Source organism: Citrobacter sp. Ce119, assembly GCF_030334525.1.
Classification (GTDB): Bacteria; Pseudomonadota; Gammaproteobacteria; order Enterobacterales; family Enterobacteriaceae; genus Citrobacter; species Citrobacter europaeus.
In genome coordinates, this window is sequence record NZ_JAOWDR010000056.1 from 62851 (window position 1) to 82260 (window position 19410).

The following is a 19410-nucleotide window of genomic DNA, read 5'->3' on the forward strand; positions in this document are numbered from 1 at the left end:
GTGGAATACAGCAGCCTGACGCTTGATGTTTTTTTATCGCGCTTCCAACTCCTGCGCCCGCAGGTCAACCATGCCGCGTTAAACCAGCGCCAGGCCGCCGTACTGATCCCTGTCGTACGTCGTGCGCAGCCTGGGTTGCTGTTAACCCAGCGATCCGTTCATCTGCGCAAGCACGCCGGACAGGTCGCCTTTCCCGGCGGCGCGGTGGATAGCAGCGACGCCTCGTTGATTGCCGCCGCCCTTCGCGAAGCGCAGGAAGAAGTGGCGATCCCCCCTTCTTGCGTTGAGGTGATTGGCGTTCTGCCACCGGTCGACAGCGTGACCGGCTTCCAGGTCACACCGGTGGTAGGGATTATCCCGCCAAATTTGCCGTATCGCGCAAGTGAAGACGAAGTTTCCGCCGTGTTCGAAATGCCGCTGGCGCAGGCCCTGCATTTAGGTCGTTATCACCCGTTGGATATCTACCGCCGCGGCGATTCACATCGTGTATGGCTTTCCTGGTATGAGCAATATTTCGTCTGGGGAATGACCGCCGGAATAATTCGTGAGCTGGCGCTGCAAATTGGCGTCAAGCCCTGACTATACTTATCTTTACGCGCTCCATAGACAACTTGAAACTCAGGTCACAACATTAGTAAAACCGCGGTTATCTATTAGTTTAATTCATGTGAATAGTTAAGCCGATCGCCGCGTTCCCTCTTACACTATGCGCAGTTATAACATCGTTACTGGAAACCCCAGTCGCCCTGTAGGAGTATTATCGTGATTAGTCTATTCGACATGTTTAAGGTGGGGATTGGTCCCTCATCTTCCCATACCGTAGGGCCTATGAAGGCGGGTAAACAGTTCGTCGATGACCTGGTCGAAAAAGGATTACTGGACAGCGTTACTCGTGTCGCCGTCGACGTGTATGGTTCATTGTCGCTCACGGGTAAAGGTCACCACACCGATATCGCCATTATTATGGGTCTGGCAGGCAATGAACCTGCTACCGTGGATATTGACAGCATCCCCGGATTTATCCGCGACGTAGAAACGCGTGGACGCCTGCTGCTTGCGCAGGGGCAGCACGAAGTGGATTTCCCGCAGAATGACGGGATGCGTTTTCACAATGGCAACCTGCCGCTGCATGAAAACGGGATGCAGATCCATGCGTACAATGGCGAAACCGTCATTTACAGCAAAACTTACTACTCCATCGGCGGCGGATTCATCGTTGATGAAGAACATTTTGGTCAGGATGCCGCGGGCGAGGTCAGCGTGCCTTATCCGTTCAAATCCGCCACTGAAATGCTGGAATACTGTAACACCACCGGCCTGTCTCTCTCTGGTATGGCGATGCAGAACGAACTTGCTCTGCACAGTAAAAAAGAGATCGAAGAGTACTTTGGCAACGTCTGGCAGACCATGCAGGCCTGTATCGATCGCGGTATGAACACCGAAGGCGTACTGCCGGGTCCACTGCGCGTTCCTCGTCGTGCTTCAGCTTTGCGTCGTATGCTGGTTTCCAGTGATAAGCTGTCCAACGATCCGATGAACGTGATCGACTGGGTGAACATGTTCGCGCTGGCCGTAAACGAAGAAAACGCCGCGGGTGGTCGCGTAGTGACTGCGCCAACCAACGGTGCCTGCGGAATCGTGCCTGCGGTACTGGCCTATTACGATCATTTCATCGAGTCCGTCAGCCCGGATATCTACACCCGTTATTTCCTGGCTGCCGGCGCGATTGGCGCGTTGTACAAAATGAACGCGTCTATCTCCGGTGCAGAAGTCGGTTGTCAGGGTGAAGTGGGCGTAGCCTGCTCCATGGCTGCCGCTGGTCTGGCTGAACTGTTAGGCGCAAGCCCTGAGCAAGTGTGTGTTGCTGCCGAAATCGGTATGGAACATAACCTCGGCTTAACCTGCGATCCGGTTGCCGGCCAGGTACAGGTTCCGTGCATTGAACGTAATGCCATTGCTTCTGTGAAGGCCATCAACGCTGCGCGTATGGCAATGCGCCGTACCAGCGCTCCGCGCGTCTCGCTGGATAAAGTCATTGAGACCATGTACGAAACAGGTAAAGACATGAATGCCAAATACCGCGAAACGTCACGCGGTGGCCTGGCAATCAAAGTTCAGTGTGACTAATACTTAATTTTCGCCCATCTGCGACGGATGGGCGATTTTGCCCCCTCGCCTTCGTCTACTGTAATTTTCCCCACTACACTTGCTCTGTTGCTGTTGGCTTCTGTGACCAACGGCTTATCGGGCGGCCCGCATGCAAACAGCACAACGGATCATCAAAAACTATCGCCGGAATCGCTTAATCGTCTGCACATTATGTGCACTACTGACGCTCATCCTCACATTAGCTGTCCGATTTATTTCGGAGCGTAATTTAAATCATCACAATACCGTCACCTTTGCCAACCACGCCGTTGAAGAGTTGGATGACATACTTTTACCCCTACAGACCGGACGCGATATGTTGTTGCCGTTGATTGGTCTCCCCTGCTCAGTTGCACGTTTACCCCTGAGCAAACATGCTGCCAGGCTACAAACGGTACGCTCTATCAGCCTGATTCAAAGCGGGATCCTTTATTGCTCCAGCATTTTTGGTTATCGCAATGTGCCTGTTCGTCAACTGGAGCCTGAATTACCCAGCCGGGAACCGCAACTACTGCTGTCTACCGACCATTCGCTGATTAAAGGCAGTCCGATTCTGACGCAATGGTATCCATCCTCTGCCGATGGCGAAGATGGCGTACTGGAAATCGTTAATATTGATTTATTGTCGTCGATGCTGCTTGAACCCCAGCCGCCGCAAATCACCAATGCCAGCTTAACCGTCGGTAATCGCCATTTGCTATACGGACAAGGTGTTGTCGATACGCTCCCTGAACTGAATAATGAAAAACGCTACCAGCTCTCATCGCAGCATTTCCCCTTTACCATCAGCGTCACCGGTCCTGGCGCCAGCGAACTGGCGATTAAACATCTGCCAACACAGCTTCCGCTGGCAGTGATCCTGAGTTTATTAGTGGGCTACCTGGCATGGCTGGCAACCGCCAGCAGAATGAGCTTCTCCTGGGAGATCAATCTGGCCCTTGCGGCACGGGAATTTGAGCTGTTTTGCCAGCCGCTGCTCAACGCGCAAACCCAGCAATGCATGGGCGTGGAAATCCTTTTACGCTGGAATAACCCGCGCCAGGGTTGGATCTCTCCCGAAGTTTTTATTCCCATCGCTGAGGAGCACAACCTGATTGTGCCGCTTACCCGTCATGTCATCGCAGAAACCATTCAGCAGCGGCACGTTTTCCCGATGAGCAGCCAGTTTCATATTGGAATTAATGTTGCCGCCAGCCATTTTCGTAATGGTACGCTGCTAAAAGATCTCAACCAGTACTGGTTCAGCCAGCACCCTATTCAGCAGTTGGTTATCGAACTCACCGAACGCGATGCGTTACTGGATGTGGATTATCGGGTAGTGCGCGAATTAAATCGGCTGGGCGTAAAGCTGGCAATTGATGATTTCGGCACCGGCAACAGCTCGCTCTCCTGGCTGGAAAAGCTCCGCCCGGATGTGCTGAAGATTGATAAATCATTTACTTCTGCGATTGGAACAGACGCTGTGAATTCAACCGTCACAGACATCATTATTGCGTTGGGTAAAAAACTGAATATTGAACTGGTGGCGGAAGGCGTTGAGACACAGGCGCAGGCACAGCATTTGCGCCGACACGGCGTACATTTATTGCAAGGTTTTTTGTATGCGAAGCCGATGCCGTTGCGCGATTTTCCAAAATGGCTGGCGGGCAGCACGCCGCCGCCCACCCGGCATAACGGGCGGCACAGTATGCCCGTCATGCCGTTTCGCTAAACCCGATTACTCGTCTTCGTCGTGAGCGGGTTGTTCTTTAACAATGCGAACCAAATCCACACGATAGTCATTCGCTTCGACAATCGTAATGCTCAGCGGCGCAACCTCGATAACATCGCCGACGCGTGGAATATGACCGTTAGCCGCAATGACTAAACCTGCCACCGTGGCGATGTCTTCATCTTCATTCACTAACGTATCTACGTCCAGCGCCTGCTGCAACGCATGCAGATCGGTACCGCCTTTCACCAACCAACCGCCTGCATCAGCAATAATTTCAGGGGTTTCATCGGCATCCGGGAACTCACCGGCGATAGCTTCTAACACGTCCAGTGGGGTAACCAACCCCTGCACGACACCAAATTCGTTAGTGACGATGACAAAGCTGCCGCGGGCACGGCGCAGAACGCCTAACAGATTGATTGGATCCAGCGTTTCCGGGACAACGATAGCCGGAGACGCAGAGGCAATCGCCGCCACATCTACACCGTCTTCCAGCGCCACCAGCAGCTCTTTAGCACGCACAATACCGATGATTTCGTCCAGTTCGCCGCGACATACCGGGAACAGGCTGTGAGGTGAAGAAAGCAACTGCTCGCGAATTTCCGCCACGCTCAGGTCGGCATCAACCCAGCTAATTTCACCCCGCGGCGTCATAATGCCACGTAATGAACGCGACGCCAGAGAGAGGACGCCGTTGATCATATAGCGTTCTTCTTCCACAAATGCGCCTTCCGAAACGGGAACCGGCACCGGGTTGTCGGATTCCATCTGCGCGCTGGCCTGGCGTTTACCGCCCATCAGACGCAGGATGGCATCGGCAGTACGCGCACGCAATGGCAGCGTTGACTGGTGACGAATAAAGTTACGACGGGCAATCTGGTTAAACAGCTCAATGATGATCGAGAAACCAATCGCCGCGTACAGATAGCCTTTCGGAATGTGGAAGCCAAACCCTTCGGCAACCAGGCTCAGACCGATCATCAACAGGAAGCTCAAACACAGCACCACCACCGTCGGGTGTTGGTTCACAAATCGGGTCAGCGGCTTAGAGGCCAACAGCATCACGGCCATGGCAATCACTACTGCCGCCATCATCACTGGCAGATGGTTGACCATACCGACCGCCGTAATCACCGCATCCAGCGAGAACACGGCATCGAGGATGACAATCTGCGTGACGACAACCCAAAAGCTCGCATACCCTTTCGTCTGCCCGGTATCATGTTCACGGTTTTCCAGCCGCTCATGCAGCTCTGTCGTAGCCTTGAACAAGAGGAAGATACCCCCCAGCAGCATAATCAGATCGCGCCCCGAGAACGCATAGTCCATTACCGTAAACAGCGGCTTTGTCAGCGTCACCATCCACGAAATCACGGACAACAAGCCCAGACGCATAATCAGTGCCAGTGACAAACCGATTAAACGCGCTTTATCTCGCTGTTTCGGCGGCAGCTTATCAGCCAGGATCGCAATGAAGACCAGGTTATCAATACCCAGAACAATTTCGAGAACGACAAGCGTGAGCAAACCCACCCAAATCTGCGGGTCCATTAATAATTCCATGACAAGCTCCTGCTTAAGGAATGACCAAACTGCGCGCTGAGGATCTCAGGCGTTAAAGCGATATGCAGAGAAAATTTGTGGCAAAAAGTGCCAATCTGACAGGCTTGATACGGCCTGAAGGTGAAATGACGTCGGTGACGATCCATATGGTGGGCTACTGCCCTATACTCCTGAGTAATTAAACAGATGCTAAACATAACAGAGACAACCGGTTTTTAGCAAAGATTTACCTTCCTTTGCAATAAGTTGTTTCGGAGATATTTTACCCTTCGAAATTTCTTTTCATCGGAAGTTAAATTACGGATCTTCATCACATAAAATATTTTTTTCGATATCTAAAATAATTCACGAAAATCATAGGTTTTTCTTTGTAACCCTTATCTGAATCGATTCGATTGCGGACGACGATTCAAATACATCTTCACGTTGATGTGTTAACGATAATAAAGGAGGTAGCAAGTGACCATTGCTATTGTAATAGGCACACATGGTTGGGCTGCAGAGCAGTTACTTAAGACGGCAGAAATGCTGTTAGGCGAGCAGGAAAACGTCGGCTGGATCGATTTCGTTCCAGGCGAAAATGCCGAAACGCTGATTGAAAAGTACAACGCTCAGTTAGCAAAACTCGATACCAGTAAAGGCGTGCTGTTTCTCGTTGACACATGGGGAGGCAGCCCGTTTAACGCTGCGAGCCGCATTGTCGTCGATAAAGAGCATTACGAAGTTATCGCCGGTGTGAACATTCCCATGCTGGTTGAAACCTTCATGGCGCGTGATGACAACCCGAGCTTCGATGAATTAGTGGCACTGGCCGTTGAAACCGGTAGCGAAGGCGTGAAAGCGCTGAAAGCGAAACCGGTGGAAAAAGCCGCTCCTGCCCCAGTCGCAGCACCTAAAGCAGCAGCCCCCGCGAAACCGATGGGTCCGAACGATTATATGCAGATCGGCCTGGCGCGTATTGATGACCGCTTAATCCATGGTCAGGTGGCAACTCGCTGGACCAAAGAAACCAACGTAACACGCATTATCGTCGTCAGTGATGAAGTTGCCGCCGATACCGTGCGTAAAACGCTGCTGACTCAGGTAGCACCTCCGGGTGTGACAGCGCATGTGGTTGATGTCGCAAAAATGATCCGCGTCTATAACAACCCGAAATATGCAGGTGAGCGTGTGATGCTGTTGTTCACCAACCCTACCGACGTAGAACGTATCGTTGAAGGTGGTGTGAAAATTACCTCTGTAAACATTGGCGGTATGGCTTTCCGTCAGGGTAAAACGCAGGTAAACAACGCAATTTCTGTCGATGAAAAAGACATCGAAGCCTTCAAGAAACTCAATGAACGCGGTATTGAGCTCGAAGCGCGTAAAGTTTCTACCGATCAGAAACTGAAAATGATGGATTTGATTGCCAAGGCGAAATAACTCCCTGGCATTTACTTAGTTTTCACACTTAAGTCTGTATAGCAATAGGAGAAGTACAATGGAGATTACCACTCTTCAGATTGTGCTGGTGTTCATCGTCGCATGTATCGCGGGTATGGAGTCGGTACTCGATGAATTTCAGTTCCACCGTCCGTTGGTGGCCTGTACGCTGATTGGCGCCGTTCTCGGGGATATGAAAACCGGTATCATCATCGGTGGTACCCTGGAAATGATCGCCCTGGGTTGGATGAACATCGGTGCTGCGGTTGCGCCTGATGCCGCACTGGCCTCAATTATCTCTACCGTTCTGGTTATCGCGGGTCACCAAAGTATCGGTGCCGGTATCGCGCTGGCTATCCCGCTGGCAGCAGCAGGCCAGGTACTGACCATCATCGTTCGTACTATCACCGTAGCATTCCAGCACGCGGCGGATAAGGCGGCAGAAAACGGTAACCTGACGGCGCTCTCCTGGCTGCACGTGTCCTCTCTGTTCCTGCAGGCTATGCGTATCGCTATTCCGGCGGTAATCGTGGCGATTTCTGTTGGTACCAGTGAAGTTCAAAGCATGCTTAACGCCATTCCGGAAGTTGTGACCGGTGGTCTGAACATCGCAGGCGGTATGATCGTCGTGGTCGGTTATGCGATGGTCATCAACATGATGCGCGCAGGCTACCTGATGCCATTCTTCTACCTTGGCTTCGTCACCGCGGCATTTACTAACTTCAACCTGGTTGCTCTGGGTGTGATTGGCGCAGTAATGGCGATCCTCTACATTCAGCTGAGCCCGAAATATAACCGTGTAGCCGGTGCACCTGCTGCTGCGGCTGGCAATAACGATCTCGATAACGAACTGGACTAGCAGGTGAGCGAAATGGTTGATATGACTAAAACTACCACCGAGAAAAAACTCACTCCGAGTGACATTCGTGGCGTGTTCATTCGTTCTAACCTGTTTCAGGGTTCATGGAACTTCGAACGTATGCAGGCGCTGGGTTTCTGTTTCTCCATGGTGCCGGCTATCCGCCGCTTGTACCCGGAAAACAACGACGCACGTAAGCAGGCTATTAAGCGTCACCTGGAATTCTTTAACACCCATCCGTACGTAGCCGCTCCAGTACTGGGCGTTACGCTGGCGATGGAAGAACAGCGTGCAAACGGCGCAGAGATTGACGATGGTGCCATCAACGGTATCAAAGTTGGTCTGATGGGGCCGCTGGCAGGCGTGGGTGACCCGATCTTCTGGGGTACCGTTCGTCCGGTATTCGCCGCACTCGGCGCAGGGATCGCGATGAGCGGCAGTCTGCTTGGGCCTTTGCTGTTCTTCATCCTGTTTAACCTGGTACGTCTGGCAACCCGTTATTACGGTGTGGCATATGGCTACCGTAAAGGTGTCGATATCGTAAAAGATATGGGCGGCGGCTTCCTGCAGAAACTGACTGAGGGGGCGTCAATCCTCGGCCTGTTTGTCATGGGGGCATTGGTTAACAAGTGGACGCACGTAAACATCCCGCTGGTGGTTTCCACTATTACCGGCCAGGATGGTCAGACTCGCGTCACCACCGTGCAGACTATCCTTGACCAGCTGATGCCGGGTCTGGTTCCTCTGCTGCTGACATTCGCCTGTATGTGGCTGCTGCGTAAGAAAGTGAACCCGCTGTGGATCATCGTTGGCTTCTTCGTCATCGGTATCGCGGGCTACGCTGTTGGACTGCTCGGCCTGTAAGACTGTTGTACATCGCCGGGGGCTTGCCCCCGGTTTTTCTATTTAGAGGGTTGAGGATTCATGACTATCACGGACCTGGTGCTGGTTCTATTTATCTTTTCGCTGCTGGCGTATGCCATTTACGATCAGTTCATCATGCCCCGCCGTAATGGCCCCACTCTGCTGACTGTCGCCCTGCTTCCCCGCAGCAGAGTCGACAGCGTTATCTTCCTTGGCTTAGTAGCTATTCTTATCTACAACAACGTCACCAGCCATGGCGCGCAATTTACCACATGGTTATTATGTGCTCTGGTATTGATGGGGTTGTATCTGTTCTGGATCCGTACACCCAAAATCATCTTCAAGCAGAAAGGTTTTTTCTTCGCCAACGTCTGGATTGAATATAACCGCATTAAAGAGATGAATTTATCTGAAGACGGTGTATTAGTGATGCAATTAGAACATAGACGATTGCTGATTCGCGTACGAAATATAGACGATCTCGAGAGAATATATAAACTTTTAATTTCAAATCAGTAAGTTACAAATATAGCCTGAACTATGTTTTTTATATATCAACTTAAAAACAAACATAGCCAAGGCTATATTACACCGCTCATAATGTTATTTGTTTTAACGTTTTATTGATCAATAAATCTAAATGAAAATCGTTTTCAATTAGAAGTCAAATATTATTTCTCCATTTCTTGTTTTATATTCTCAATATATGTTAAGGTTGCGCCCGTCGTTGGGGAGTAGCCGATTTCCAGACTCCGGAAATGTACGTGTCAACATACTCGTTGAAAAACGTGGCGCGTACGGACTGAACTTACAGGTTCCGTCAGGCGAGACCATAGGCACATCAACTGCATTGCATATCTGAATGGCGCTGTATTCACAGTGATTCCAGCCTGTATGCATGGTTACTGGGGGCAGTGATGTGTTTTATGGATACCCCGGTCAGGACGCTGTTATGAATCTCACCGCTACCGTTCTTCTTGCTTTCGGCATGTCGATGGATGCTTTCGCCGCATCAATTGGCAAAGGCGCCACCCTGCATAAACCTAAATTTTCTGAAGCACTGCGGACTGGCCTTATATTCGGCGCAGTTGAAACGCTTACGCCGCTGATTGGCTGGGGCATGGGGATGCTGGCCAGCAAATTCGTGCTGGAGTGGAACCACTGGATCGCCTTCATTCTGCTGATCTTTTTAGGCGGGCGAATGATAATCGAAGGCTTTCGTGACAACGATGATGAAGATGAAGAGCCGCAGCGCCGTCACGGTTTCTGGCTGCTGGTCACCACTGCCATTGCGACCAGTCTCGACGCGATGGCTGTCGGGGTGGGCCTGGCTTTTCTGCAGGTCAACATTATTGCCACTGCGCTGGCCATCGGCTGCGCCACGTTGATTATGTCCACGCTTGGCATGATGATCGGTCGTTTCATAGGCCCGATGCTGGGCAAGCGGGCTGAAATTTTAGGCGGGGTGGTACTGATTGGTATCGGCGCCCAGATCCTCTGGGCACACTTCCACGGTTAATTCAGGCGCTGCCAGATATGAATACTAAAGTCAGTCTGGCAGTCAAACTTCGTTTTACCCGCTAGCGTTTCCCACACTTCCGGCTTTGCCCGCCAGGCGAACGGCGTCATTTGCAATAACGCAACGGCCTCGCTGCCCTGAAGCTGCATCTGATACCCCAGCGCAATACTCTGTTGCAGCACAAAACCGTCCAGTTGCTCTGCGTGTGGCGCATGCAACCGCACCTCATCATAAATCAGCCCTTTCAGCTCCATCAAATGACGCGGACCCGGCGTGGCGGTAATTACCCATCCACCCGGTTTTACCACGCGGGCCAACTCTTGCGCTTTACAGGGCGCGTAGATCCTGATGATGGCATCCATTGACTCATCTGCAAACGGCAGACGATGGCTGGAGGCAACGCAAAAGGTCACCTGCGGATAGCGTCGGGCCGCGGCTTTAATTGCTACTTTGGCGACATCAAGACCAAAAGTTTTACAGCCCGCCAGCGCATCAGCAAACGCATGGGTGTAATACCCTTCCCCACAACCAATATCCAGGATCGCCGCATCTTCTGTAATCTGCCTCTGTGTGAGCGCATCCACAATAGCATCACGCAGCGGCTGATAGTGTCCGGCATCAAGAAATGCCCGTCGCGCCTGCATCATCTCAGCGCTGTCACCCGGATCGCGCGATCGCTTATGCTGAACCGGCAGTAAGTTGACATACCCTTCTTTCGCCACGTCAAACTGATGCCGCTCCGGGCAGACAAAACTGTTATTCACTTGTGTAAGAGGCTGGTGGCAAAGAGGACAGGAAAACGACATGACAACTCCGGCTGATGATTTAAGGGCGCAAGTGTAACGCGAATCGCGCCCCTGGAAAATAACTTACATCGACGGCGAGGATACGCTACTGCCGTGCATCACCAGCAGATGATCGGAGTCGGCTGGCATGCCGTCCGGTTTGACGTTTTCCAGACGCAGGACATCGCCCATAATCTGGCTGAATACAGGCGCGGAGACTGCCCCCCCATAATATGCACCGTTTTGCGGGTTATTAATCACCACGACCAGCGCGAATTTCGGGTCGCTCGCTGGCGCGACGCCCGCCGTATAGGCCACGTATTTATCGACATATTTGCCATCATCGCCAATTTTCTTTGCCGTTCCGGTCTTAACCGCTACGCGATAATCTCTGACTGCAGCCTTGGTTCCCCCGCCACCAGGTAGCGCGACGCTTTCCATCATATGTTCAACCTGGTGAACCAGCGCCTCCGGCATCACCCGTGTACCTATTACCGGCGGATCGATACGCGTAATAGAAAGCGGGCGGTAAATACCGAAGCTGCCGATGGTGGCATACACATGCGCCAGCTGGAGCGGCGTCACCATTAACCCATAACCAAATGCGAAAGTTGCCCGGTCCAGATCGCTCCAGTAGCGACGTTGAGGCATTAAACCGCTACTTTCCCCGGTTAACCCCAATCCGGTTGGATCGCCAAAGCCAAAGCTTTTATAGGTATCGAGGAGTTTCTGTACCGGCATTGCCAGCGAAAGGTGTGATACGCCGGTATCGCTGGATTTCTGCAAAATTCCGGTCAGGGATAACTCCGGGTAAAACCCGACGTCGCGGATGCGATGTCCATCAACGTTAAAAGGATGGGTATCAATCACGCTGTCCGGTTGCACAATCCCCTGCTGTAGAGCGGTCATGATCACCAGAGGCTTAACGGTTGAGCCGGGTTCGAAGGTGTCGCTAATTGCACGGTTACGAAAATCATCCAGGACCGCACCATCACGGTTATTGGGATTGAAGTCGGGAAAGCTTGCCATGGACAGTATTTCGCCGGTGGCAATATTGACCAGAACAGCGGCCCCGGATTCCGCCTTATTCCACGTTACGGCATTATCCAGCGCGTCTTCAGTAACCGTCTGCAAACGCTCATCAATGCTGAGCTGTAATTCATGCGCCGGTACCGGCATCACTTCGGTGATATTTTCGATGACATGGCCAAATTTGTCTTTCCGTACCAGGCGGGAGCCGGGTTTGCCCATCAGTTGGCTATTGAAGCTTTTCTCCAGCCCTTCAATACCCTGCCCGTCAATGTTGGTGAAACCAATCAGATTAGCTGCAACATGTCCGGCGGGATAAAAGCGGCGGGACTCTTCACGCAGATTGATCCCTGGTAGATCCAGTTTATCGACCCATTCAGCCTGCTGAGGAGAGATTTGACGCGCCAGGTAGATAAACCGCCCGGCCGGATTGCTGTTAACGCGTTCAGCCAGCGTGGTGAGCGAAATATGCAGCGTCTTTGCTAACGCTTGCCAGCGTTCGTTATAGCCAACACCACCCTTGCTAACGATCGTCTTCGGGTCGGCCCAGACGGCGTTAACCGGAACGCTAACTGCCAGCGGTCGCCCTTCTCTGTCGGTAATCATTCCGCGTGGCGAAGCGATGGACACCTCACGTAAGGAACGCATGTCTTCCTGTTTGACCAGATTCGTCGGCGTAACAATTTGCAGCCACGCAACCCGACCCAGCAGCAATCCAAGACTCAATAATATTGCCACGCAAAGCAGGGCAAAACGGACGGGAGTAAAATTGCGCGCATCTATGTCGTTTTTCTTTTTCACCTGGACTCCCGCATGATAGTTTTTCAGGTGACTGATTTAACGGGAAATGCCGTAAGAAAGCGGGGAAAACTATGCTACGAACATCACGCCTTTGCAACAAAGCGCTAATGGATGGTCATTCAGTAATATTTTGACGTAATTTGAATTAAAAAGCCCCGCATAAGCGAGGCTTTATATCTGAATTGGTTGCGCCTGAGCGCTTCAAATCAGTGGTATCGATCAGATAGCTGTTACGTTAACAGCAGCCGGACCTTTCTGGCCGTCCTGAATTTCGAACTCAACGTTCTGGCCTTCAGCCAGAGTTTTGAAGCCGTTACCCTGGATAGCGGAGAAGTGTACGAACACGTCTTTGCTGCCATCAGCCGGAGTAATGAAGCCAAAACCTTTAGACTCGTTGAACCACTTAACTTGACCTTTAATCTTTGCCATTTGCAAAATTCCTTAGAGTATTTTCTTCGCCCGCGGGCATAACATAGATAAAACTGAGACATTACTGCTTGAGGCACTAATATAAGGTTCGGCAGAGAAGCGGTATTCAACGTCAACGTGTTTACTCAGGACTTCTTTACTGAAAATGCCACACATAAACAGAACTGTACCTCGTTTAACCCAAAACGTGTTATCACATACAACGTAAATAATGGCAAGCCATTTTTAAACGTGTCTCGATCGGTCGCACAAATCCCGTCGTTCATCAAACAGCAACTGCACAGTTATGCGCCATCTCGAGAAGAGATATATTCACGCGCCTCCCCTCTTCCCCCGCCTGGCTTGCGCCAACGCTGGGACATTTCTACCATAGCTCAATAGCTTCGGTTGTTCCAGGTTATCTGTTATGGGTTCTGCCAGATATCATTTTTTATGCTTAGTAATGCATAAAATGTCACAAGCGTAAAAATGAGATCCGCCTTCTGGTTTTGCACCAAAATAATGAAAGAATGATGACAAGGCACAAAAAAAGTAAGAGAAACGTTTCGCTGTTAATAAGACGATCGTTATCACAAAAATGACATAATCATATTTTTAACGTATGGGAGATTATATTTATATCAGACCGGGGATAAGATATTAATTAGTCGGAGCATCTGAAAATACTGAGAATACATACCGGTCCGACCGCTAATTGCAGGACGAGGGTAGAAGAAAATAGTCTGACGCACTGATGACAGGATGAAGCAACTGAGAACAACATCAGCAGTACCTCATCCTGCCAGACTTTTTTACCGCTCAGCTACCAGGCGGATGATGTCATCGTCTTCATCCCTGGCGGGCTCTGCGGTAGGCTCTGCAGCTTTCTCAGGTTCATTAGCTTCACAAAGGCGACGGAGTAAAGCATTCTGTCTTTTTTGCTGATCTAACAATGCCTCAAGCAGCTCAATCTGCTCGTTAGTACGCGAACTTGCCCGATTGATGAAAAACCAAAGAACAAGCCCGACAATCAGAACCACCACCGATACCGCTAAAGACGCAAAACTTAACGCGCCAGAATTCAAAACTTCGTTCATTTCACCACCTCAATGTAGACAGTGTAGTTTACCACTGCCGCACAAGAAGGTAATCAACTGTTGCGAAAATGCGCTTACCAGGGAATAAATTTATTGATGGCACAAATACCACTGAAAAATTGTACGTCCTGATCGCACATGATGTTGAACACCTGCGCCCACATCAGTATGCATACCAGCACAACAACAATCAGCACTACCCAGCGAATTTTTTTCACTCCAGCTCCACTCTTCAACCCTACATCTTATGTCTATAAATTATCATGCGTTACCTAAACCCAGCGTTAACTGTATCGGCATTCAATCTTTTTAGGAATGATTGACTTGTTTCATCCCGTGTACAGGCTAATCTAAGAATAACGAGAAAAGATAAGAGGTTGTAATGCGTCTGATTATCCGCGCTATTGTGTTGTTAGCTCTGGTTTGGATCGGTTTATTACTGAGCGGCTATGGAATTTTAATTGGAAGTAAAGAGAATGCTGCCGGTCTGGGCCTGCAATGCCAATATCTGACCGCCCGCGGAACCAGCACCGCACAATACGTCCACACCAATAGTGGTATCATTGGCCTGTCGGATTGTCCCCTGCTCAGGAAAAGCACGGTCATAATCGATAACGGTTAATATCGCAGCAATACATTCGATACGTTATTTACGCCTGGTAACGTTATGACTGTTCACAAAAAACCCCGGGTACAAAATACCTGGGGTTTTTAGCATTCGCGATTACGTCAGATTAGAACGGATAGTCGTTATAGCCCATTTGTTCTGAAATCTTGCGCGCCGCCGTATGCAACATCGCCACATACTCGTGTAAACGCTCTTCTGAGAAACGCAGCGTAGGGAATGAAATACTCAGACCCGCAATCACCACGCCGAAACGGTCAAACACCGGTACGCCGATGCAGCGCAGGCCTTCTTCCTGTTCTTCGTTATCTTCGCCGTAACCCTGCTCACGCACTTTATCCAGCAATACCAGCAATTCATCAGTATTTGTAATGGTACGATTGGTACTACGTTTGTACTCAATGCCATCCAGAATCTGCTTCACTTCATCGCGGTCACGCCATGCCAGCAGAACTTTACCGATAGCCGTACTGTACAGCGGATTACGACGACCAACGCGGGAATACATGCGCAGATTGTACATGGAGTCGATTTTGTGGATGTAGACAATGCTGTCTTCATCCAGCGCACCGAGGTGTACTGTTTCTTTAGTCAGACGCGAAAGTTCGCGCATCTGGATATCAGCACTACGGATAAGATCGACGTTTTGCAACGCGCGCGCGCCCAACTCGAATAATTTCAGGGTCAGCGAGTATTTCTCAGACTCACCTTCTTGTGCCACATAACCCAGCGTTTTCATGGTCTGCAAAAAGCGATAAACGGTGCTTTTCGACATCATGACGCGTTGCGACAATTCGGTAATACCAATTTCGCGCTCTTCACCCAGCGCCTGCAGAATGCCAAAAACTTTCAGCACGGAAGATACAGAATCGGGTTGCTTATCCAGATCTGCGATTGCCATTTATCACCCCTTTCGAGTGTTTTATAAAAATCAGAACCGGTTTTTATTATAATTTCACGTATCCCCCCTCGCAATCGCTCTTTGCTTACTTAGTTACAAATCTGCGACCTAACGCCTGAATATCAATGCTAAAATTATTATTCTCATCATAAATTCCGACAATATTGACTTCCTATGGAAAAAACTCAGACCGATGGTCTGCCATTGCCCCAGCGATATGGAGCAATTTTAACCATTGTTATTGGCATCTCTATGGCAGTGCTCGACGGCGCAATCGCGAACGTAGCCCTGCCAACTATCGCAGCCGATCTTCAGGCCTCACCAGCCAGCTCAATCTGGATCGTGAACGCCTATCAAATCGCGATCGTGGTTTCGCTCCTGTCGTTCTCTTTTTTAGGTGATATGTTCGGTTACCGGCGCATTTATAAGTGCGGCCTGGTCGTGTTCCTGCTGGCATCGCTATTCTGTGCTTTGTCAGATTCGCTGCACATGCTGACACTGGCGCGCGTCGCTCAGGGTTTTGGCGGCGCGGCGCTGATGAGCGTCAATACGGCATTGATCCGACTCATTTATCCTCAGCGTCAGCTTGGACGAGGAATGGGGATCAACTCCTTTATTGTCGCGGTCTCTTCGGCAGCGGGTCCGACCATTGCCGCAGCAATTCTCTCTGTTGGCTCGTGGAAATGGCTGTTTCTGATCAACGTCCCGCTGGGAATAATCGCCCTGCTGCTGGCTATGCGTTTTTTGCCACCCAATGCGTCCCGCGGTAATAAACCACGCTTTGATCTGCCAAGTGCGGTCATGAATGCCTTAACGTTTGGCTTACTAATCACCGCGCTCAGCGGGTTTGCACAAGGGCAGTCGCTAAAACTGATTGGCGCCGAACTTGTGGCGCTTATCGTGGTGGGTTATTTCTTCATCCGCCGTCAGCTTGCGCTGCCGGTTCCGTTATTGCCGGTTGATCTGCTACGCATTCCACTGTTTTCACTCTCGATCTGTACCTCGATATGTTCCTTCAGCGCACAAATGCTGGCATTGGTTTCCCTGCCCTTCTTTATGCAAACGGTACTTGGCCGCAGCGAGGTTGAAACGGGGCTGCTACTGACGCCATGGCCACTGGCAACCATGGTGATGGCTCCGCTGGCGGGATATCTGATTGAACGCGTTCACGCCGGACTATTGGGCGCGTTGGGCATGGCGGTAATGGCAAGCGGGCTGTTTTCGCTGGTGCTGCTGCCCGCTTCTCCCTCGGATGTTAATATCATCTGGCCGATGATACTGTGCGGCGCGGGTTTTGGCTTGTTTCAGTCACCGAATAACCACACCATTATCACCTCCGCGCCGCGTGAACGCAGCGGTGGTGCGAGCGGTATGCTGGGGACGGCGCGCTTGCTGGGTCAGAGTACCGGAGCCGCACTGGTCGCGCTGATGCTAAACCAGTTTGGCGACAGTGGCACGCACGTCTCGCTGATAACCGCTGGCATTCTGGCCTCGCTGGCAGCAATCGTGAGCGGCTTACGTATTACGCAACCGCGAGTTAAGGCATAAAAAAAACGGGAACCACTCGGTTCCCGTTCTCATACAACCCAGGATCTGGATTACATGTTTTCGATGATCGCGTCACCAAACTCTGAACATTTCAGCAGCTTAGCGCCGTCCATCAGACGTTCGAAGTCATAGGTTACGGTCTTGGCGTTAATCGCGCCTTCCATACCTTTAACGATCAGGTCAGCCGCTTCAACCCAACCCATGTGGCGCAGCATCATTTCAGCGGACAGAATGATGGAACCTGGGTTCACTTTATCCTGACCTGCATACTTCGGTGCAGTACCGTGGGTTGCTTCGAACAGTGCGCATTCGTCACCGATGTTCGCACCCGGTGCGATACCAATACCACCAACCTGTGCGGCCAGCGCATCGGAGATGTAGTCGCCGTTCAGGTTCATACAGGCAATCACGTCATATTCAGCCGGACGCAGCAGGATCTGTTGCAGGAAAGCATCTGCGATAACGTCCTTCACCACGATCTCTTTACCGGTTTTCGGGTTCTTGATTTTCACCCATGGACCGCCGTCGATCAGTTCACCACCGAATTCTTCACGCGCTAACTGGTAACCCCAGTCTTTGAACGCGCCTTCGGTGAACTTCATAATGTTACCTTTGTGTACCAGGGTAACAGAATCACGATCGTTAGCGATGGCGTATTCGATCGCTGCACGAACCAGACGTTTAGTCCCTTCTTCAGAACACGGTTTAATACCGATACCGCAATGTTCCGGGAAGCGGATTTTCTTCACGCCCATCTCTTCGCGCAGGAATTTAATCACTTTCTCGGCATCGGCAGAGTCCGCTTTCCACTCGATACCTGCGTAGATATCTTCGGAGTTTTCACGGAAGATGACCATGTCGGTCAGTTCAGGATGTTTAACCGGGCTAGGCGTGCCCTGGTAATAACGCACCGGGCGCAGGCAGACATACAGGTCAAGTTCCTGACGCAGGGCAACGTTCAGAGAGCGAATACCGCCGCCAACTGGTGTGGTCAGAGGGCCTTTGATGGCAACACGATATTCACGAATCAGATCAAGGGTTTCAGCAGGCAGCCAGACGTCCTGGCCATAAACCTGAGTGGATTTCTCGCCGGTGTAGATTTCCATCCAGGAGATTTTACGCTCGCCTTTATAGGCTTTCTCGACAGCAGCATCGACAACTTTGATCATCGGTGGGGTTACATCAACGCCGATACCGTCGCCTTCAATGAACGGGATAATCGGATTTTCAGGAACGTTGAGTTTGCCGTTTTGCAGGGTGATCTTCTTACCTTCCGCCGGAACAACTACTTTGCTTTCCATTCACCTCTCCTTCGAGCGCTTCTGGTTCTGCTCGTCTGTCATCACGCTGCATGTGCGTTTGCGTCCTGCTACACGGATGCGTTAGAGCAACTTTTTGTTAATGATTTGTAATGAGCGTGTCAATACTACCCTATTGTTCGCCGCCATGAAAGACACTCGTTCTTAGGCTATAATGCGGCAATTGATATAATCTGAAAATACCATGCAAAAAACTTCTTTTAGAAATCACCGGGTTGAGCGATTCAGCTCACGACAAGTCACTAAGCAGCGTAAAGAAAACCAGCCAAAACGCGTGGTTTTGTTCAATAAACCCTACGATGTTTTGCCACAATTTACTGACGAGGCAGGCAGAAGCACGTTAAAAGATTTCATTCCCGTACCAGGAATCTATGCCGCTGGCCGACTCGATCGAGACAGTGAAGGTCTTTTGGTGCTGACCAATGACGGCGCGCTGCAGGCGCGGTTAACGCAACCCGGCAAGCGCACGGGGAAGATTTATTACGTTCAGGTTGAGGGAGAACCTACGCCCGAAGCGCTGGAAGCCCTGCGCACTGGCGTGACGCTCAATGATGGCCCCACGCTGCCTGCTGGCATTGAGGTGGTAGAAGAACCCACATGGCTATGGCCGAGAAACCCGCCTATTCGGGAGAGGAAAAATATCCCCACCCGTTGGCTGAAAGTGACTTTATATGAAGGCCGCAATCGCCAGGTACGTCGTATGACAGCACATGTTGGATTTCCTACGCTGCGCCTTATCCGCTATGCCATGGGAGATTACACGCTGGACAATCTCGCCAATGGCGAGTGGCGGGATGCAACTAACTGA

Annotated in this window: 21 protein-coding genes; 11 read left to right on the plus strand and 10 right to left on the minus strand. The window is 50.9% G+C overall.

The features are described from left to right. The 3 genes from OGV80_RS15355 (at position 1) to pdeD (ending at position 3859) form a co-directional block, all read left to right on the plus strand. Entirely contained in the window at positions 1-579 is a 579-nt protein-coding gene (locus OGV80_RS15355) for a CoA pyrophosphatase (protein ID WP_087052762.1), read from the plus strand. A gap of 183 nt (positions 580-762) precedes the next feature. Continuing rightward, positions 763-2127: an L-serine ammonia-lyase gene (gene sdaA, locus OGV80_RS15360; RefSeq protein WP_043016046.1), complete on the plus strand. Its 1365-nt coding sequence runs from the start codon at positions 763-765 to the stop codon at positions 2125-2127. Between the two features lie 130 nt (positions 2128-2257). Beyond that, a complete protein-coding gene (gene pdeD / locus OGV80_RS15365) occupies positions 2258-3859 on the plus strand; it encodes a cyclic di-3',5'-guanosine monophosphate phosphodiesterase PdeD (RefSeq protein ID WP_043016045.1) in 1602 nt (533 codons plus the stop codon). Between the two features lie 6 nt (positions 3860-3865). Here the strand turns inward: pdeD and yoaE are convergent, their stop codons facing one another. Both yoaE and OGV80_RS24525 read right to left on the minus strand, forming a co-directional pair. Beyond that, positions 3866-5425: a CNNM family cation transport protein YoaE gene (gene yoaE, locus OGV80_RS15370; RefSeq protein WP_087052761.1), complete on the minus strand. Its 1560-nt coding sequence runs from the start codon at positions 5423-5425 to the stop codon at positions 3866-3868. Further along, positions 5413-5622, minus strand: coding sequence for a protein YoaL (locus OGV80_RS24525; protein ID WP_008785027.1), 210 nt, complete (start codon positions 5620-5622; stop codon positions 5413-5415). The genes yoaE and OGV80_RS24525 overlap by 13 nt, the downstream gene beginning before the upstream one ends. A gap of 262 nt (positions 5623-5884) precedes the next feature. On the opposite strand from OGV80_RS24525, the gene manX reads away from it, so the two are divergent. From manX to mntP, 5 genes are all read left to right on the plus strand, one after another. Then, positions 5885-6847 carry a PTS mannose transporter subunit IIAB gene (gene manX, locus OGV80_RS15375; RefSeq protein ID WP_005122176.1) on the plus strand — a complete coding sequence of 321 codons (963 nt, stop codon included), beginning with the start codon at positions 5885-5887 and terminating at the stop codon, positions 6845-6847. A 58-nt stretch (positions 6848-6905) separates the two neighbouring features. Then, positions 6906-7706: a PTS mannose/fructose/sorbose transporter subunit IIC gene (locus OGV80_RS15380; RefSeq protein WP_003021004.1), complete on the plus strand. Its 801-nt coding sequence runs from the start codon at positions 6906-6908 to the stop codon at positions 7704-7706. A 12-nt stretch (positions 7707-7718) separates the two neighbouring features. Then, a complete protein-coding gene (locus OGV80_RS15385; protein ID WP_003833769.1) occupies positions 7719-8570 on the plus strand; it encodes a PTS mannose transporter subunit IID in 852 nt (283 codons plus the stop codon). Between the two features lie 60 nt (positions 8571-8630). Beyond that, the gene (locus OGV80_RS15390) at positions 8631-9089 is read left to right on the plus strand and encodes a DUF986 family protein (protein WP_047410567.1); all 459 of its coding nucleotides are present in this window, start codon (positions 8631-8633) and stop codon (positions 9087-9089) included. A 433-nt stretch (positions 9090-9522) separates the two neighbouring features. Then, on the plus strand, positions 9523-10089 hold the full coding sequence (mntP, locus tag OGV80_RS15395) for a manganese efflux pump MntP (protein WP_043016042.1): 567 nt from the start codon (positions 9523-9525) through the stop codon (positions 10087-10089). Here mntP and rlmA read toward each other — a convergent pair. The 6 genes from rlmA to mgrB all read right to left on the minus strand — a co-directional run bounded on the left by rlmA (position 10086) and on the right by mgrB (position 14427). Next, a complete protein-coding gene (gene rlmA, locus OGV80_RS15400; RefSeq protein ID WP_047410564.1) occupies positions 10086-10895 on the minus strand; it encodes a 23S rRNA (guanine(745)-N(1))-methyltransferase in 810 nt (269 codons plus the stop codon). The genes mntP and rlmA overlap by 4 nt on opposite strands. Positions 10896-10958: 63 nt before the next feature. Then, positions 10959-12704, minus strand: a complete 1746-nt coding sequence (gene ftsI2, locus OGV80_RS15405; RefSeq protein ID WP_043016040.1) for a peptidoglycan DD-transpeptidase FtsI2/PBP3(PARA) — start codon at positions 12702-12704, stop codon at positions 10959-10961. Between the two features lie 219 nt (positions 12705-12923). Beyond that, entirely contained in the window at positions 12924-13133 is a 210-nt protein-coding gene (gene cspE / locus OGV80_RS15410) for a transcription antiterminator/RNA stability regulator CspE (RefSeq protein WP_001062678.1), read from the minus strand. Positions 13134-13145: 12 nt separating this feature from the next. After that, on the minus strand, positions 13146-13289 hold the full coding sequence (locus OGV80_RS15415; RefSeq protein ID WP_006684179.1) for a DUF2627 domain-containing protein: 144 nt from the start codon (positions 13287-13289) through the stop codon (positions 13146-13148). Between the two features lie 635 nt (positions 13290-13924). Then, the gene (locus OGV80_RS15420) at positions 13925-14209 is read right to left on the minus strand and encodes a YebO family protein (protein ID WP_043016039.1); all 285 of its coding nucleotides are present in this window, start codon (positions 14207-14209) and stop codon (positions 13925-13927) included. A gap of 74 nt (positions 14210-14283) precedes the next feature. Next, positions 14284-14427, minus strand: coding sequence for a PhoP/PhoQ regulatory lipoprotein MgrB (mgrB, locus tag OGV80_RS15425; protein ID WP_003034977.1), 144 nt, complete (start codon positions 14425-14427; stop codon positions 14284-14286). 164 nt (positions 14428-14591) lie between these two features. On the opposite strand from mgrB, the gene OGV80_RS15430 reads away from it, so the two are divergent. Then, a complete protein-coding gene (locus OGV80_RS15430) occupies positions 14592-14831 on the plus strand; it encodes a YobH family protein (RefSeq protein WP_003034975.1) in 240 nt (79 codons plus the stop codon). 112 nt (positions 14832-14943) lie between these two features. Here OGV80_RS15430 and kdgR read toward each other — a convergent pair whose 3' ends face one another. After that, entirely contained in the window at positions 14944-15735 is a 792-nt protein-coding gene (gene kdgR / locus OGV80_RS15435) for a DNA-binding transcriptional regulator KdgR (protein ID WP_286515279.1), read from the minus strand. Positions 15736-15909: 174 nt separating this feature from the next. Here kdgR and OGV80_RS15440 point away from each other — a divergent pair, with 174 nt between their 5' ends. Continuing rightward, positions 15910-17283, plus strand: a complete 1374-nt coding sequence (locus tag OGV80_RS15440) for an MFS transporter (RefSeq protein ID WP_087050941.1) — start codon at positions 15910-15912, stop codon at positions 17281-17283. A 50-nt stretch (positions 17284-17333) separates the two neighbouring features. Here OGV80_RS15440 and icd read toward each other — a convergent pair whose 3' ends face one another. Beyond that, the gene (icd, locus tag OGV80_RS15445; RefSeq protein ID WP_003030769.1) at positions 17334-18584 is read right to left on the minus strand and encodes an NADP-dependent isocitrate dehydrogenase; all 1251 of its coding nucleotides are present in this window, start codon (positions 18582-18584) and stop codon (positions 17334-17336) included. A 202-nt stretch (positions 18585-18786) separates the two neighbouring features. Here icd and rluE point away from each other — a divergent pair, with 202 nt between their 5' ends. Then, on the plus strand, positions 18787-19410 hold the full coding sequence (gene rluE / locus OGV80_RS15450; RefSeq protein ID WP_043015994.1) for a 23S rRNA pseudouridine(2457) synthase RluE: 624 nt from the start codon (positions 18787-18789) through the stop codon (positions 19408-19410).